General features: G+C 70.2%; 14 protein-coding genes. 10 read left to right on the top strand and 4 right to left on the bottom strand.

The features are described 5' to 3' along the window. Positions 1-111: 111 nt before the first annotated feature. The gene (locus ACGFNI_RS14910) at positions 112-738 is read left to right on the top strand and encodes a TetR family transcriptional regulator (RefSeq protein WP_393683801.1); all 627 of its coding nucleotides are present in this window, start codon (positions 112-114) and stop codon (positions 736-738) included. A 145-nt stretch (positions 739-883) separates the two neighbouring features. Here the strand turns inward: ACGFNI_RS14910 and ACGFNI_RS14905 are convergent, their stop codons facing one another. Beyond that, complete coding sequence (locus tag ACGFNI_RS14905; protein ID WP_393683799.1) at positions 884-1435, bottom strand: hypothetical protein; 552 nt, start codon at positions 1433-1435, stop codon at positions 884-886. Between the two features lie 329 nt (positions 1436-1764). On the opposite strand from ACGFNI_RS14905, the gene hemL reads away from it, so the two are divergent. The 7 genes from hemL to ccsB all read left to right on the top strand — a co-directional run bounded on the left by hemL (position 1765) and on the right by ccsB (position 9680). Continuing rightward, a complete protein-coding gene (hemL, locus tag ACGFNI_RS14900; protein ID WP_393683798.1) occupies positions 1765-3072 on the top strand; it encodes a glutamate-1-semialdehyde 2,1-aminomutase in 1308 nt (435 codons plus the stop codon). Between the two features lie 93 nt (positions 3073-3165). After that, positions 3166-3846 (top strand): histidine phosphatase family protein, encoded by a 681-nt coding sequence (locus ACGFNI_RS14895; protein WP_393683797.1) that lies wholly within the window; start codon positions 3166-3168, stop codon positions 3844-3846. A gap of 175 nt (positions 3847-4021) precedes the next feature. Continuing rightward, positions 4022-5242 (top strand): hypothetical protein, encoded by a 1221-nt coding sequence (locus ACGFNI_RS14890; protein ID WP_393683795.1) that lies wholly within the window; start codon positions 4022-4024, stop codon positions 5240-5242. A 205-nt stretch (positions 5243-5447) separates the two neighbouring features. Further along, complete coding sequence (locus tag ACGFNI_RS14885) at positions 5448-6062, top strand: TlpA family protein disulfide reductase (protein ID WP_393683793.1); 615 nt, start codon at positions 5448-5450, stop codon at positions 6060-6062. A gap of 4 nt (positions 6063-6066) precedes the next feature. Next, positions 6067-6825 (top strand): cytochrome c biogenesis CcdA family protein, encoded by a 759-nt coding sequence (locus ACGFNI_RS14880; protein ID WP_393683792.1) that lies wholly within the window; start codon positions 6067-6069, stop codon positions 6823-6825. A gap of 3 nt (positions 6826-6828) precedes the next feature. Continuing rightward, complete coding sequence (locus tag ACGFNI_RS14875) at positions 6829-8598, top strand: cytochrome c biogenesis protein ResB (RefSeq protein WP_393683791.1); 1770 nt, start codon at positions 6829-6831, stop codon at positions 8596-8598. Next, positions 8595-9680, top strand: coding sequence for a c-type cytochrome biogenesis protein CcsB (ccsB, locus tag ACGFNI_RS14870; RefSeq protein ID WP_393683790.1), 1086 nt, complete (start codon positions 8595-8597; stop codon positions 9678-9680). The genes ACGFNI_RS14875 and ccsB overlap by 4 nt, the downstream gene beginning before the upstream one ends. A 61-nt stretch (positions 9681-9741) precedes the next feature. Here the strand turns inward: ccsB and ACGFNI_RS14865 are convergent, their stop codons facing one another. The 3 genes from ACGFNI_RS14865 to ACGFNI_RS14855 all read right to left on the bottom strand — a co-directional run bounded on the left by ACGFNI_RS14865 (position 9742) and on the right by ACGFNI_RS14855 (position 12520). After that, positions 9742-11169, bottom strand: coding sequence for an alkaline phosphatase family protein (locus ACGFNI_RS14865; RefSeq protein WP_393683789.1), 1428 nt, complete (start codon positions 11167-11169; stop codon positions 9742-9744). A gap of 305 nt (positions 11170-11474) precedes the next feature. Beyond that, positions 11475-11903, bottom strand: coding sequence for a nucleoside deaminase (locus ACGFNI_RS14860; protein ID WP_393683908.1), 429 nt, complete (start codon positions 11901-11903; stop codon positions 11475-11477). A gap of 203 nt (positions 11904-12106) precedes the next feature. Beyond that, on the bottom strand, positions 12107-12520 hold the full coding sequence (locus ACGFNI_RS14855; RefSeq protein ID WP_393683788.1) for a PLD nuclease N-terminal domain-containing protein: 414 nt from the start codon (positions 12518-12520) through the stop codon (positions 12107-12109). 88 nt (positions 12521-12608) lie between these two features. On the opposite strand from ACGFNI_RS14855, the gene ACGFNI_RS14850 reads away from it, so the two are divergent. Continuing rightward, positions 12609-14066, top strand: coding sequence for a menaquinone biosynthesis decarboxylase (locus ACGFNI_RS14850; protein ID WP_393683787.1), 1458 nt, complete (start codon positions 12609-12611; stop codon positions 14064-14066). Next, the gene (mqnP, locus tag ACGFNI_RS14845; RefSeq protein ID WP_393683785.1) at positions 14063-14992 is read left to right on the top strand and encodes a menaquinone biosynthesis prenyltransferase MqnP; all 930 of its coding nucleotides are present in this window, start codon (positions 14063-14065) and stop codon (positions 14990-14992) included. Before ACGFNI_RS14850 ends, mqnP begins: the two co-directional genes overlap by 4 nt. The last annotated feature ends 76 nt before the right edge of the window (positions 14993-15068 follow it).

The raw sequence follows: 15068 nt of genomic DNA, 5'->3' as shown, positions 1-15068 counted from the left end.
CCACACGTGTTGGTCAACGCTTGTTGGCAAGCGTACGGTGGCCGTCGCGTAAAGTCAACGGGTGTTGGCATACAGGTGTGGGCACACGCACGTGGGCATACAGTTGTGGGCATGGCCGATTCCGTACCGCCCCCTTCCGTCGCCGATGCGGCCGACATCCGCGCGGCCACCGTCGCCGCCGGAGCGCGCCCCCGCCGCTCCGACGCCACCCGCGCCGCGATCCTGGCCGCGGCGCGCGACCGGTTCGCCGCCGACGGCTACGAGCGGGCCACCATCCGCGCCATCGCCAGGGACGCGGGCATCGACCCGTCGATGGTGATGCGCTACTACGGCAACAAGGAGGGCCTGTTCGCCGCCGCCTCCGAGATCGACCTGCGCGTACCCGACCTCACGGACGTGCCGAGCGGCGAACGGGGCGCCCGGCTCGTGTGCCACTTCCTGGAGCGCTGGGAGCGCGACGAGACGCTGACGGGCATGCTGCGGGTCGGCGTCACGAACGAAGCGGGCGCGGAGCGGATGCGCGGCGTCTTCCGGGACCAGATGGGCCCGGTGATCGCGGCCGTCTGCCCGGCCGACGAGGCGTCGGCCCGTGCCGCGCTGATCGCCTCGCAGATGCTGGGCATGGCGCTGTGCCGCTACGTCCTGCACCTCCCGCCGGCCGTCGGCCTCAGTCACGACGAGGTCGTCGCCTGGCTGGCGCCCACGGTCGAGCGCTACCTCACGGCCGAGCTGCCCTGAACGCCCGCCGCATCCCGGGGAGCGAGCGCGCTTTCCCGGTCGGGCCGGGCCGCGAGGGCGCCGACGGTGTCCCGGAGGGCGGCGCGGTCCGCCGGTGGGGCGGCGGGAAGCGGGGCCTTCGGCCTGCCGGTGGCCGGGCCCGTCGCTACGGCCACACCAGGCAGTACGCCTGGTGCCCCGCGTCGTGCAGACGGTGGCTGAAGTCCTGCCATTCGTGGAGCAGTTGGTAGACGGAGTAGGCGTCGCGCGGGCCGCCGCGGTCGGGGACCGTGGACCAGATGAAGGCGGCGGCGCCGACCGATTCCTCGCCGACCCCGCGCAGCGGGTCGACCACCGTCATGGGGAGCTTCACCACGGCGTAATCGGGGTGGAGGACGACCAGTTCGAGCGGCGGAACCTTGTGGAGGGGTATGCCCTCGATGCCGGTGAGGACCATCGCGGCCATCGTCTCCGGCTTGATCTTGGTGAACATGCCGCCCATGCCGAGCTCGTCGCCGCCGAGTTCCTCGGGGCGCATCGAGATCGGGACGCGGGCCGCCGTGGCGCCGTTCGGCGCGCCGAAGTATTTGTACGTCACCCCCATACGGCCGCCTCTGTTGTCCCCGCCCTTGGTGTCCTCGCGCCGGTGGCGGCCACGCTGGGCGCGCTCAGGACCCCGGTCATCGGTTCCCTCGCCCAGTTCGCCACCGCGATGCATATCTCCACCCGACCACTCGCAGCCTCAGCCGCGCAAACCCGATCATCGTCTCAGAGACCTCCCCCGTCACCAGCGCGTGAAACGCCCGGCCGCACGCCCCCGTGCGCCTCTGAGACCATTGGTTGCGTGACCCATTCGTACGACGCCCCAGTTTTGCAGACGCGCGGGGGCTGACGCCCGGCCGAGAGCGAGAGGAATCGAAAAGGGACCGAGACGGAACCGCGCGGCGCCGAGGGTGTCCGCGAAGGGATTCCCCCGCACTGTTGCCAGCCGGGCCGCGTCCGAGTGCCGCGCCGCCCTTCCCTCCGTATATGCAGGTCAGGATCGCTGTGTCTTTTCCCTATGAAGCCCCTGTTTCGCAGTCGCTGTTCGACCGTGCGTCCGAGGTGACGCCCGGTGGCGTGAACTCTCCGGTGCGGGCGTTCCGCGCCGTGGGCGGTACGCCCCGTTTCATGGTGTCCGGTACCGGTCCGTACCTCACTGATGCCGACGGCCGCGAGTACGTCGACCTCGTGTGCTCGTGGGGACCGATGATCCTCGGCCATTCCCACCCCGAGGTCATCGCGGCGGTCCAGGAGGCGGTCGCCCGCGGCACGTCCTTCGGTACGCCGGGCTCGGGCGAGGTCGAGCTGGCGGAGGAGATCGTCGCCCGGATCGAGCCCGTCGAGCAGGTGCGGCTGGTGTCGTCCGGCACCGAGGCGACGATGTCGGCGATCCGGCTGGCGCGCGGTTTCACCGGCCGGGCCAAGGTCGTCAAGTTCGCCGGCTGCTACCACGGCCACGTCGACGCGCTGCTGGCCGCGGCCGGTTCGGGGGTGGCGACCCTCGGTCTGCCGGACACCCCGGGTGTGACGGGCGCGCAGGCCGGCGACACGATCGTGCTGCCGTACAACGACATCGAGGCGGTGCGGGCCGCGTTCGCCGCGCACCCGGGCGAGATCGCCTGCGTGATCACCGAGGCGTCGCCGGGCAACATGGGCGTCGTCCCGCCGCTGCCGGGCTTCAACCAGGGGCTCAAGGACGTCTGCGCGGAGAACGGCGCGCTGTACATCTCCGACGAGGTCATGACGGGCTTCCGGGTCAGCAAGGCCGGCTGGTACGGCATCGACCGGGTCACGCCGGACCTGATGACCTTCGGCAAGGTCATGGGCGGCGGCTTCCCCGCCGCGGCGTTCGGCGGTCGCGCCGATGTGATGGCACACCTCGCGCCGGTCGGCCCCGTCTACCAGGCGGGCACCCTGTCCGGGAACCCGATCGCCACCGCCGCCGGTGTCGCGCAGCTGCGGCTGCTGGACGACGCGGCGTACGCGAAGGTCGACGCGGTCTCGGCCGAGGTGCGCGGTCTTGTCACCGCCGCGCTGGCGAAGGAGGGCGTGGCGCACCGCGTCCAGGCCGCGGGCAACATGTTCACGGTGTTCTTCACGGACGCCGAGGTGACGGACTACGACGGGGCCAGGGCGCAGGAGTCGTTCCGCTTCACCGCCTTCTTCCACTCGATGCTCTCGCAGGGCGTCTACCTCCCGCCGTCCGCCTTCGAGTCGTGGTTCCTGTCGACCGCGCACGACGCGGCGGCCGTCGAGCGGATCGCCGCCGCGCTGCCGGCCGCCGCGCGGGCCGCCGCCGCGGCCACGGCCTGACCGACGTACGGGATGCCACGCGGCCGGCCGGGCGCTCCGGGGCGCAGCGGCCGGCCGCGCGGCTGACGGATCACGACTCAATGAATGGGTGACATGAGCAGCGAAGACATCACCGTGGTGCACCTGATGCGGCACGGCGAGGTGCACAACCCGGAGGGCGTGCTCTACGGGCGCCGTCCCGGTTACCACCTCTCGGAGCTGGGCCGGAAGATGGCCGACCGGGTCGCGGAGCATCTCGCGGAGCGGGACATCACACACCTCGTCTCCTCTCCTCTGGAGCGTGCCCAGGAGACGGCGGCGCCGATCGCGGCGGCGCACGGTCTTGACGTGGCGACCGACGAGCGGCTGATCGAGGCCGCGAACGTCTTCGAGGGGAAGACGTTCGGGGTCGGGGACGGCGCGCTGAAGAAGCCGGGCAACTGGAAGTACCTGACGAATCCGTTCCGTCCGTCCTGGGGCGAGCCGTACATCGAGCAGGTCGTGCGGATGATGGCGGCGCTCGGCGCGGCGCGGGACGCGGCGCGCGGGCACGAGGCGGTGGCGGTCAGCCATCAGCTGCCGATCTGGATCGTGCGCAGCTTCGCGGAGCGGCGGCGGCTGTGGCACGACCCGCGCAAGCGGCAGTGCACGCTGGCCTCGCTGACGTCGTTCACCTTCCACGGCGACAAGATCGTTTCGGTGGGCTACACCGAGCCGGCGCGTGACCTGGTGCCCGCGCATCTGCTGGCCGGTGCCAAGCCGGTCAAGGGGAAGGCGAAGGCGTTCGGCGCCTGAGCGGCGGGCGTTGAGGCGCTGGGGCTGACGTCCTGTCAAGTACCTATGCGTCAATAGCGAGCAAAAATGCGAGATCTAACTGAATAGCCCGGAACCTACGTGTCCATCCGGCCATCTATCCCATTGTCCGTTTATATGGATATTGAGATCAGCGAGCACGGATGGGGACGACGCTATGCGCGCAATCAGTCGGCGGAACCTGCTGGGTATGGGAGTTGGGGCAGCCGCGGCGTTGGGCGTCGCCGGCTGTGCCACCGGTACGGACACGCAGTCGGACAAGCAGCGGGCCAAGAACGCGGTGCAGGCCAGGCCGAAACTCATCGGCGACGGCTCCACCGCCGACACCGGGCCGCAGCCCAACCAGCCGAAGGCGCCCGAGCGGCTGGAGCCGGGACAGACCCCGCCGCAGTTCGTGATCTTCTCGTGGGACGGCGCGGGAGAGGTCGGCAACGGCCTCTTCCCGCGCTTCCTCCAGCTCGCCAAGGACCACGGCGCGGCCATGACCTTCTTCCTCTCCGGCCTCTACCTGCTGCCCGAGTCGAAGAAGGACCTCTACCTCCCGCCGAACAACCGCCCCGGCGCCTCCGACATCGGCTACCTCACCGACGAGCACATCAAGGTGACGCTGAAGAACGTCCGCCAGGCGTGGCTCGAAGGACACGAGGTCGGCACCCACTTCAACGGGCACTTCTGCACCGGGTCGGGCTCGGTCAAGGGCTGGACGCCCGAGCAGTGGCAGTCCGAGATCGACCAGGCGATGGACTTCGTCACCAAGTGGCGTACGCACACCGGCTTCCAGGACATGGACCCGCTGCCCTTCGACTACCGCAAGGAACTGGTCGGCGGCCGTACGCCCTGCCTGCTCGGCCAGGAGAACCTGCTGCCCACGGCGAAAAACCTCGGCTGGCGCTACGACGCGAGCTCGCCCGGCGGGCTCCAGATGTGGCCCAGGAAAAAGATGGGTGTCTGGGACTATCCGCTCCAGCAGATTCCCTTCCCCGGCCACTCGTTCGAGGTGCTGTCGATGGACTACAACATCCTCGCCAACCAGTCCAAGAACTCCACCCGGGCGCCGTCCGTGAATTACCCGGGCTGGCGCCGGCAGGCCACCGACTCGTACATCTCCGGATTCCAGCGGGCGTACGAGACCAATCGCGCGCCGTTCTTCATCGGCAACCACTTCGAGGAATGGAACGGCGGCATTTACATGGACGCCGTCGAGGAAGCGCTCAAGCACATCGCCAACGAGCAGCACGAGGACGTCAGGCTGGTGTCCTTCCGACAGTTCACCGACTGGCTCGACGCGCAGGACCCGCAGGTGCTCGCCAAGCTCCAGGGGCTGAGCGTCGGCCAGCAGCCGGCCGGCGGCTGGAAGTCGTACCTCGCGGCGGCCTGAGGCGGTGGTGGGGGGGGGGGGGGGGGGGCGCCGGCCCCCCGCCGCCCCCCCCCCGGGGGGGGGGGGGGGGGGGGGGGGGGGGGGGGGGGGGGGGGCGGGGGCGCCCCCCCCCCCCCCCACCGCTGTGACATGGCGCTTTGCGGGGAACCTGCCGGGGCGAGGGGGGTGCGGAAGATCCGGAATCCGCCCATGCGAAACTTTTCACATGAGTGCCTGCCGCGCCCCACGCCGCCTCACCGGCCGCCGTCGCCTCACCCTGCTCGCCGCAGGAGCCGCGCTCGCCTCGCTGACGCTGAGCGCCTGCGGGGACGGCACGTCGGGCGGTTCGGCGCAGACCCGGTTCGTCCAGGGCAAGAACGGTGTCGCCACGGTCGCCGTGGCCGACCGGCAGAAAGCGCCCGACCTCTCCGGTGAGACCACCAGAGGAAAGCAGCTCGACGTCGCGGATTACCGCGGCAAGGTCGTCGTCCTCAATGTCTGGGGATCGTGGTGCGGCCCGTGCATCGCCGAGGCGCCGAATTTCGCGAAGGTCGCAGGCGACACCAAGGACAAGGGCGTCCAGTTCGTCGGGATCAACACCAGGGATTCCGAGAAGTCACAGGCCACCAGCTTCGAGGAACAGCACAAGGTGCCGTATCCGAGCCTGTACGACCCGTCAGGGAAGCTGATGCTGCGCTTCCCCAAGGGCAGCCTCAATCCGCAGTCGATCCCCTCCACGATCGCCATCGACCGGCACGGCAGGATCGCGGCGCGGTCCATCGGCCCGATCACCGAGGACGACCTGCGCAAGATGATCAAGCCGCTGATCGCCGAGAAGTGATCCAGTGATCGCGCTCGCCGCCGCGGAGAACCAGACCGTCATGACCGGCGCCCTGCTGGCCGCCGTGCCCATCGCGCTGCTCGGCGGCCTGGTCTCCTTCTTCTCGCCCTGCGTGCTGCCGCTCGTACCGGGCTACATGTCCTACGTCACCGGGGTCACGGGCACCGACCTCGCCGAGGCCAAGCGCGGCCGGATGCTGGCCGGTGCCCTGCTGTTCGTCCTCGGCTTCACCGCCGTCTTCGTCTCGGGCGGGGCGCTCTTCGGGTTCTTCGGGCAACGGCTCCAGGAGAACAAGGAGATCATCTCCCGCGTCCTGGGCGCCCTGATGATCCTGCTCGGTCTGGCCTTCGCCGGGGTGCTCAAACGCTTCGGCCAGCGCGAGCTGCGCTTCCACAAGAAGCCCACGATGGGCCTGGTCGGCGCGCCGGTGCTCGGGGTGCTCTTCGGCGTCGGCTGGACGCCGTGCCTGGGCCCCACCCTCACCGCCGTCAACACCCTCTCGCTCTACCAGGCCAGCGCGGCGCGCGGCGCCCTGCTGACCATCGTCTACTGCCTGGGGCTCGGCCTGCCGTTCGTGTTCGTGGCGCTGGCGTTCCGCCGGGCGCTCGGCGCGTTCGGCTGGGTCAAGCGCCACTACGTGTGGGTGATGCGGACCGGCGGCGGCATGATGGTCGCGCTCGGCATCCTCCTGGTCACCGGCGTCTGGGACAGCCTGATGTCCGAGCTGCAGAGCTGGACGCAAAGCTTCACCGTTGGGATCTGATTGATGTCCACCAAGACCGACACCCCCCACGACCCGGGGCCGGAGACCGGCGCGCGGCAGTCCGGGGACGCGGGCGGGGATCTCGGCGCGGCCGGATCCCAGCTCTCCACCGCACCCAAGGAAGAGATCAGCTTCCCCTCGCTCGGCCCGGTCGGCTGGGCGCGGTGGTTCTGGCGGCAGCTCACCTCGATGCGGGTCGCGCTGCTGCTGCTCTTCCTGCTCTCGATAGGGGCGATCCCCGGCTCGCTGATCCCGCAGACCAGCATCGACCCGGTCAAGGTCGACTCCTTCAAGGCCGACCACCCGGCGCTCTCCGGGATCTACGACAAGCTGGGGATGTTCCACGTCTACAGCTCGGTGTGGTTCTCGGCGATCTACCTGCTGCTCTTCATCTCCCTCATCGGCTGCATCGTGCCCCGCACCTGGCAGTTCGTCGGGCAGCTGCGGGGCCGCCCGCCGGGCGCGCCCAGCCGGCTGACCCGGCTGCCCGCGTACACGACGTGGCGTACCGATGCCGATCCCGACGCGGTGCTCGGCGCGGCCCGCCGGCTGCTGAAGAAGCGCAGGTTCCGCGCGGACCTCTCCGGTACGGCGGTGGCGGCCGAGAAGGGCTATCTGCGGGAGGTCGGCAACCTCGTCTTCCACCTCGCGCTGATCGTGCTGCTGGTCGCGTTCGCCGTCGGCAGCCTGTGGAAGTCCGAGGGCGGCAAGCTGACCACCGAGGGCGACGGCTTCGCCAACAACCTCACCCAGTACGACGACTTCAAGTCCGGGCCTTTCTTCGACACGGACACGATGGAGCCGTTCGGCTTCACGCTCGACAAGTTCGACGCGACGTACGAGCGGACCGGCCCCGAGCGGGGCACCCCGCGCACCTTCCGGGCCAACGTCACGTACTACACCGGCGCGGACGGCAAGGAGCACAAGACCTCGATCGAGGTGAACGAGCCGCTCGACATCGCGGGCTCCAAGGTCTACCTGCTCAACCACGGCTACGCGCCGGAGGTCAGCGTCAAGGACGGCCGGGGCAAGGTCGTCTACGACGGCGCGGTGCCCTTCCTGACGCAGGACCCGAAGAACTTCACCTCGACCGGTGTGGTGAAGGTGCCGGGCGCCCAGACCAAGGACGGCAAGCGCAACCAGCTGGGCTTCCAGGGCTTCTTCGTGCCGACGTTCGGCGGCAAGGGCTCCGGTTCGATGTTCTCGCAGTTCCCCGCGCTGGACTATCCGGTGCTGACGCTCACCGCCTACCACGGCGACCTGGGCCTGGACTCCGGGCTGCCGCAGAGCGTCTACCAGCTCGACCAGAAGAACCTCAAGCAGTACTCCGCCAAGGGCAAGAAGCTGGCGAAGATGATGCTGCCGGGCGAGACGATGAAGCTGCCCGACGGCGACGGCTCCATCACCTTCAAGGGCGTCAAGACCTGGGCCAGCTTCAAGATCACCCACCAGCCGGGCAACGGTCTCGCGCTGGCCGGAGCGGTGGCGGTGCTGCTGGGCCTGGCGGGCTCGCTGTTCATCCAGCGCCGCCGGGTCTGGGTCCGTGCGGTGCGCGGCGCCGACGGCGTCACCGTCGTCGAGATCGCCGGCCTGGGCCGCAGCGAGTCGGCCCGGCTGCCGGAGGAAATCGCCGACCTGGCCGTGGCGCTGGCACCCGATGCCCCCGCGGCTGCGGACCCGGAGCACCCCTCCGCAGGCCCCGATCCCGAAGTCCCGGCGCAGCCCACCGACTCCGCCGAACCTGCTGATCCCTCCGAAGGAGCGCGCGCGTGAACATCGCGGCCGCAGCCAACGAGACACTGGCGCACAACAGCAATCTGCTGGTCTATTCGGCGATGGCTGTCTACACCCTGGCCTTCCTCGCGCACATGGCCGAGTGGGTGTTCGGCAGCCGCAGCAAGGTGGGCCGTACCTCCGCTGCGCTGACCGGCGACGCGAAGGCAGCCGCCCCGGTCACCGTGCGGGTGGCGAGCAAGGGCGGCACGGCGGTGCTGGAGCGGCCGAAGGTCGTCACCCGCTCGGCGCCCGGCAGCCGTGACGTCCCGGACGGCCCCGGCGCGGCCGGCGGCACCGAGAAGGGCGACCTCTACGGCCGGATCGCCATCTCGCTGACCGTCCTGGCCTGGGCGCTGCATGTCGCGGGTGTGGCCACCCGCGCGCTGTCCGTACAGCGGGCCCCCTGGGGCAACATGTACGAGTTCTCCACGACCTTCGCCGCGGTCGCGGTCAGCGCGTACCTGATCCTGCTGGCGTTCAAGAAGAACGTCCGCTGGATCGGACTGCCGCTGGTCACCACGGTCCTGCTGACCCTGGGCCTGGCCGTGTCCGTGCTCTACACCGCCAGCGACCAGCTGGTGCCCGCGCTGCACTCGTACTGGCTGTGGATCCACGTCAGCTGCGCGATCATCTCCGGTGCCGTGCTCTACCTCGGTGCCGTCGCGACGCTGCTCTTCCTCTTCCGCGACCGCTACGAAGCCAAGCTCGCCGACCCGTCGGGCAAGCAGCCCGGCGCGTTCGCGACCTCGGTGCTGGAGCGGCTGCCCGCCGCCGCCTCGCTCGACAAGTTCGCCTACCGCGTCAACGCCACGGTCTTCCCGCTGTGGACGTTCACCATCATCGCGGGCGCCATCTGGGCCGGGGCCGCCTGGGGCCGCTACTGGGGCTGGGATCCCAAGGAGGTCTGGTCCTTCATCACCTGGGTCGCCTACGCCTGCTACCTGCACGCCCGCGCCACCGCCGGCTGGAAGGGCCGCAAGGCCGCCTGGCTGGGCCTGATCGCGTTCTGCTGCTACCTGTTCAACTACTACGGCGTGAACATCTTCGTGACCGGTCTGCACTCCTACGCGGGAGTCTGATCCGGCGTCGGTCCACCGGAGGCGGCCCGCCGAAGGGCCGCCTCCGACGTGTTCCAGGGGCTCAGCGGCGCTTACGCCCGCCGTGTTCCTGGCGCGGCGGGCGCTGGCCGCCGCCCGGCAGTTCCGGCTTGGGCAGATGCGCCACGTCCCACTGGGCCTCGGCCAGCTGCTCCGCGGTGTTGTGCGGCAGTCGCGGCGGCCGGTGCGCCGCGTGCCGGAAGCCGAACGCCGAGGTCAGGTCGCCGAAGGTGGCCCGCCGCCAGTCGCTGATGTTGGGCTCGTCGACGCCGGTGAAGCGCTCCAGGAACTGGAGCACGGAAGTGTGGTCGAACGCGTCGCCAGCCGCCCAGCCGCCCACCGTCCACGGCGAGATGATCATGCAGGGCACGCGGAAGCCGCCGCCGATGGGGAGGCCGCCGACGAACTCGTCCGGGGTGCCGGCCGGCGGGGTGGGCGGCGGCACGTGGTCGAAGAGCCCGTCGTTCTCGTCGTAGTTGAGGATGAAGGCGGTCTTGCGCCAGACCTTGGGGTTGGAGGCGATGGCCTCGATCTTCCGGGCGATGTAGTCGGCGCCGGCGGCCGGCAGGTAGTCCGGGTGCTCGGACTGGTGGCCGGTGGGTATCAGCCAGGACACGGCCGGCAGCCGGTCGTTGCGGGCGTCGTCCTCGAACGTGCCGGCCGGCTGCGGCCGTACCCCCTTCTCGTACAGCGCCTCGCCTGGCTTGGCGTTCCGGAAGGTCTGGAACTGCTCCAGGAGGTTGCAGCCGTAGTCGTCCTCCTCCTGGTAGACCTTCCAGCTGACCCCGGCCGCTTCAAGGCGCTCGGCGTACGTCGTCCAGCGGTACGGCTGCGGCGCGGTGTTGTTGAGGATCGGGCCGCCGTGCCTGCCGCCCGGGTCGAGGGTGCCGGTCATCCAGTACAGCCGGTTGGGCCAGGTCGGCCCGAAGACCGAGCAGAAGTAGTTGTCGCAGAGCGTGAAAGCCTCGGCGAGGGCGAAGTGGAAGGGGATGTCCCGGCGGGTGTGGTAGCCCATCACGTACGGCCCGTTGACCCCGTCGGCCTTGCGGTGCGCGGGCAGCCAGCGGTCCATCTTGCCGCCGTTCCACGCCTCGTGCTGGACCGACCAGGCGTGGCTGGTGGACGGGATGGCCTGGGCGCTGGAGGTGTGGGTGTTGAGGCGGAACGGCAGCAGGTAGCCGTCCGGGTTCACCGCGTCCGGCTGGTGGAAGACGGAACGGCCGTCGGGGAGTGCCAGCGCGTCCGGGTCGGCGAAGCCCCGGACGCCGCGCAGGGTGCCGAAGTAGTGGTCGAAGGACCGGTTTTCCTGCATGAGCAGGACGACGTGTTCGATGTCGTGCAGCCCGCCGTGCCGGGGCGGGCCCGCGGCCACGGCCTTCTGGATGCTCGGGGGCAGCAGCGACAGCGCCGCGGCGCCGCCGACCGCGCCCGTGGCGGAGCCGAGGAGTCTACGTCGGGTCATATCGGGCATAGGTGGCACTCTCCCTGTGTCGCGTGAGACCGCAGTGGGACGACCCGACTGTCTCGGCGCACGGGTTGCACAGGCAGGGGGAGATGGCTGAACTATGTGTCAAATGGCCATGAACAGGCGCCAGTTGGCTGGGAAAAGCTACGACATGTACGCCAAGAGGTGCAGTGCGGGGGTTTCGGTCGGCGCAGGACAGAGCCGCTCGCCGGGCAGCGGCGCGGTGGCGGATGCGGTGCTACCGGCCCGCACCGGGGCGTGGATCCCGGGGGCCGCCGGCGTCACGTCCGTGATGCCGGCCGGCCACCGCGTCACTCGGCGCCGATGTCCTCGTTCCACAGCGCCGGGTGCGCGCCGATGAAGTCCCGCATCATCTCCGCGCACTCCGCGTCGTCCAGCACCACGATCCGTACGCCGTGCCGGGCGAGCCAGTCGTGCCCGCCGTGGAAGGTCCTGGCCTCGCCGACGACCACCCGGGAGATGCCGAACTGCCGTACCAGGCCGCTGCAGTACCAGCAGGGCGAGAGGGTGGTGACCATCGTCGTGCCGCGGTAGCTGTGCTGCCGTCCTGCCGCGCGGAAGGCCGCGGTCTCGGCGTGCGCGGACGGATCGCCGTCCTGGACCCGGCGGTTGTGGCCGCTGCCGAGCAGGGTGCCGTCCGGACCGTAGAGGGCGGCGCCGATCGGGATGCCGCCCTCGCCGAGCCCGGCCCGTGCCTCGGCGAGGGCGGTCGCCAGCATCGTGCGGGCGTGCTCCTGGAGGTGCCGCGGGTCGCCCGGGAGGTCAGGTGTGCGGCCGTCGTCGCCGTGCAGCCGCACCGCGTCGCGGTCCCGCGCCATGTCCTGCCGGCCGTGCTCCGGTGCCTGGTCCATGGCGCAAGACTCTCAGAGGCGGGCACCCGAAGGGCGTCCGACGGGCTGTCGGCCGGGCGTCTCCTGTGCGCTCAGCCCTTGCCCGGCGGCGTCTCGTCGGGGCCGTTCGGGGAGCCGTCCTCCTTGCGGCGCAGCTCGTCCTCGCGGCGTCGCAGGTCGGCCTCCCAGTCCTTGAGCAGCGCCTCGTCCTTCGTGTTCTCGTCCTTGAGCGACTTGAGGAACTCGGGGTTGTCGTCCGGCGCCACCCAGGTGGTGCGGTGGTTGCGGTGCCACTGCGAGGGGGTGCCGCCGTTCGCGGGCTGCCTGACCTTGCCGGCGACCAGCCAGACGATCGGCCCGACCAGCACCTCGCCGAAGAGCAGGATGATGAGCACCCAGACGACCTTGGGCAGCCCGCGGACCTGTGATTCGGGGGTGTTGACGCAGTCGATGAACGCGTAGATCCACAGCGCAAGCACCAAGAGGAAGGGCAGATACCTGAGCATGGCGTGAAGGTCCCCCTGGACGCGGTGGCGGGCCCGCCGCGGGGCCCGGTGACCCGTCCAGGGTAGTGCGTACCCGATACTGGGACGTATGGCTTATGACGATCTTCGCTCGTTCCTGCGCGCGCTCGACCGGGAGGGCGACCTCAAGCGCATCAAGGCCGAGGTCGACCCCTATCTGGAGGTCGGCGAGATCGTTGACCGGGTGCAGAAGGCGGGCGGCCCTGCCCTTCTCTTCGAGAACGTCAAGGGCTCGGCGATGCCGCTGGCCATGAACGTCTACGGCACCGACCGCAGGCTCCTGAAGGCACTCGGCCTCAAGGACTACAGCGACATCAGCGACCGGATCGGCGGGCTGCTCAAGCCCGAGCTGCCGCAGGGCTTCGTCGGGATGCGGGAGGCGTTCGGCAAGCTGGCCGGCATGACGCACGTCCCGCCGAAGAAGGTGAAGGGCGAGGACGCGGCCGTCCAGGAGGTCGTGCTCAAGGGCGACGAGGTCGACCTGGACATGCTCCCGGCGCTGTTCACCTGGCCGAAGGACGGCGGCTCCTTCTTCAACCTCGGCCTCACGCACACCAAGCACCCCGAAACGGGTATCCGCAACCTCGGCCTCTACCGCCTCCAGCGCCACGACAAGCGCACCATCGGCATGCACTGGCAGATCCACAAGGACAGCCGCAACCACTACCAGGTCGCGGCCAAGCGCGGCGAGAAGCTGCCGGTCGCCATCGCCTTCGGCTGCCCCCCTGCCGTGACCTACGCGTCCACCGCGCCGCTGCCGGGCGACATCGACGAGTACCTCTTCGCCGGCTTCCTCCAGGGCAAGCGGATCGAGATGGTGGACTGCAAGACCGTCCCGCTCCAGGTCCCGGCCCAGGCCGAGGTCGTCATCGAGGGCTGGCTCGAACCCGGCGAGATGCTGCCCGAGGGCCCGTTCGGCGACCACACCGGCTTCTACACGCCGCAGGAGCCGTTCCCCGCGCTGACCATCGACTGCGTCACGATGCGCAAGCGCCCGCTGCTCCAGTCCATCGTGGTGGGCCGCCCGCCGACCGAGGACGGGCCGCTGGGCCGGGCGACGGAACGCTTCTTCCTGCCGCTGCTCAAGATCATCGTCCCGGACATCGTGGACTACCACCTCCCCGAGTCCGGCGGCTTCCACAACTGCGCGATCGTCTCGATCGACAAGAAGTACCCCAAGCACGCGCAGAAGGTCATGCACGCCATCTGGGGCGCCCACATGATGTCGCTGACCAAACTGATCGTGGTCGTCGACGCGGACTGCGACGTCCACAACCTCCACGAGGTGTCCTGGCGGGCGCTCGGCAACACCGACTACGCCCGGGACCTGACCGTCGTCGAGGGCCCGGTCGACCATCTCGACCACGCCTCCTACCAGCAGTTCTGGGGAGGCAAGGCGGGTATCGACGCGACGAAGAAGTGGCCCGAAGAGGGGTATACGCGAGACGGCGGCTGGCCGGACATGGTCGAGTCGGACCCGGCCGTCCGTGACCGGGTGACCAAGCGCTGGAAGGAGTACGGCCTGTGAGCGGCGAAGCGATCCCCGTGGAGGGCGGCGCGAACCCGTCCGCCCCACGCGTGCGCGGAGGGGTGTCGGCGTTCCTCCGCCTGGTGATGATCGAGCACTCGGTCTTCGCGCTGCCGTTCGCCTACATCGCCTCGCTGACCGCGATGTACCAGTGGGACCGGAACATCCACTGGGGCCGGCTGCTGCTGGTGACGGTGGCGATGGTCGGGCTGCGGACGTTCGCGATGGCGGCCAACCGCATCATCGACCGCGAGATCGACGCCCGTAACCCGCGCACGGCCGGCCGCGAACTGGTCACCGGCGCGGTCTCGGTGAAGTCGGCGTGGACCGGCGCGCTGGTCGCCGTCGTCGTCTTCCTCGCCGCCGCCGCGCTGCTCAACCCGCTGTGCCTGGCGCTGGCGCCGGTCGCGGTGATCCCGATGGTGGTCTATCCGTACGGCAAGCGGTTCACGAACTTCCCGCACGCGATCCTGGGGCTCGCCCAGGCGATAGGGCCGGTCGGCGCCTGGATCGCGATCAGCGGCAGCTGGTCGTGGGACGCGGTCATCCTCGGCCTTGCGGTCGGCGTCTGGATCGGCGGCTTCGACCTGATCTTCGCCTGCCAGGACGTACAGGCCGACCGCGCGCACGGCGTGAAGTCCGTGCCGGCCCGCTTCGGCATCCCGGCGGCGCTGCACGGCGCCCGCGCCTGCCACGCCGTCACCACCGCGCTGCTGGTCTGGTACGCGCTGGCCACCGACGCGGGGGTGTGCTTCTGGATCGGTCTGGTGATCGTCGTCGGGGCCTTCCTCTACGAGCACACGATCGTCCGGCCGCACGACCTGTCCCGGCTCAACCGGGCCTTCTTCAGCGTCAACGGTTTCATCGGCATCGCGCTGTTCGTCTGCGCGCTGGCCGACCTGCTGGTTCGGGGACTGACGGTCTGACGGGGCGTCTGCTGTGACGCGAGGGCGGGGCCGCGCGGCCCCGCCCTTTCGCATGGGCCTGGCCCGGCGCGGGTAC

Origin of the sequence: Streptomyces sp. NPDC048644 (assembly GCF_043199105.1) — a bacterium.
Lineage (GTDB): Bacteria > Actinomycetota > Actinomycetes > Streptomycetales > Streptomycetaceae > Streptomyces.
Note: the sequence above shows the minus strand (reverse complement) of the source record. Positions and strands in the feature narration are given on the sequence as shown.

Bases quoted from the DNA above. Each gene is read 5' to 3' on its own strand.
- ACGFNI_RS14910 (WP_393683801.1), top strand. From the start codon at position 112: ATGGCCGATTCCGTACCGCCCCCTTCCGTCGCCGATGCGGCCGACATC.
- ACGFNI_RS14905 (WP_393683799.1), bottom strand. From the start codon at position 1,435: ATGCATCGCGGTGGCGAACTGGGCGAGGGAACCGATGACCGGGGTCCT.
- ACGFNI_RS14895 (WP_393683797.1), top strand. From the start codon at position 3,166: ATGAGCAGCGAAGACATCACCGTGGTGCACCTGATGCGGCACGGCGAG.
- ACGFNI_RS14890 (WP_393683795.1), top strand. From the start codon at position 4,022: ATGCGCGCAATCAGTCGGCGGAACCTGCTGGGTATGGGAGTTGGGGCA.
- ACGFNI_RS14885 (WP_393683793.1), top strand. From the start codon at position 5,448: ATGAGTGCCTGCCGCGCCCCACGCCGCCTCACCGGCCGCCGTCGCCTC.
- ACGFNI_RS14875 (WP_393683791.1), top strand. From the start codon at position 6,829: ATGTCCACCAAGACCGACACCCCCCACGACCCGGGGCCGGAGACCGGC.
- ACGFNI_RS14865 (WP_393683789.1), bottom strand. From the start codon at position 11,169: ATGCCCGATATGACCCGACGTAGACTCCTCGGCTCCGCCACGGGCGCG.
- ACGFNI_RS14860 (WP_393683908.1), bottom strand. From the start codon at position 11,903: ATGCTGGCGACCGCCCTCGCCGAGGCACGGGCCGGGCTCGGCGAGGGC.
- ACGFNI_RS14855 (WP_393683788.1), bottom strand. From the start codon at position 12,520: ATGCTCAGGTATCTGCCCTTCCTCTTGGTGCTTGCGCTGTGGATCTAC.
- ACGFNI_RS14850 (WP_393683787.1), top strand. From the start codon at position 12,609: ATGGCTTATGACGATCTTCGCTCGTTCCTGCGCGCGCTCGACCGGGAG.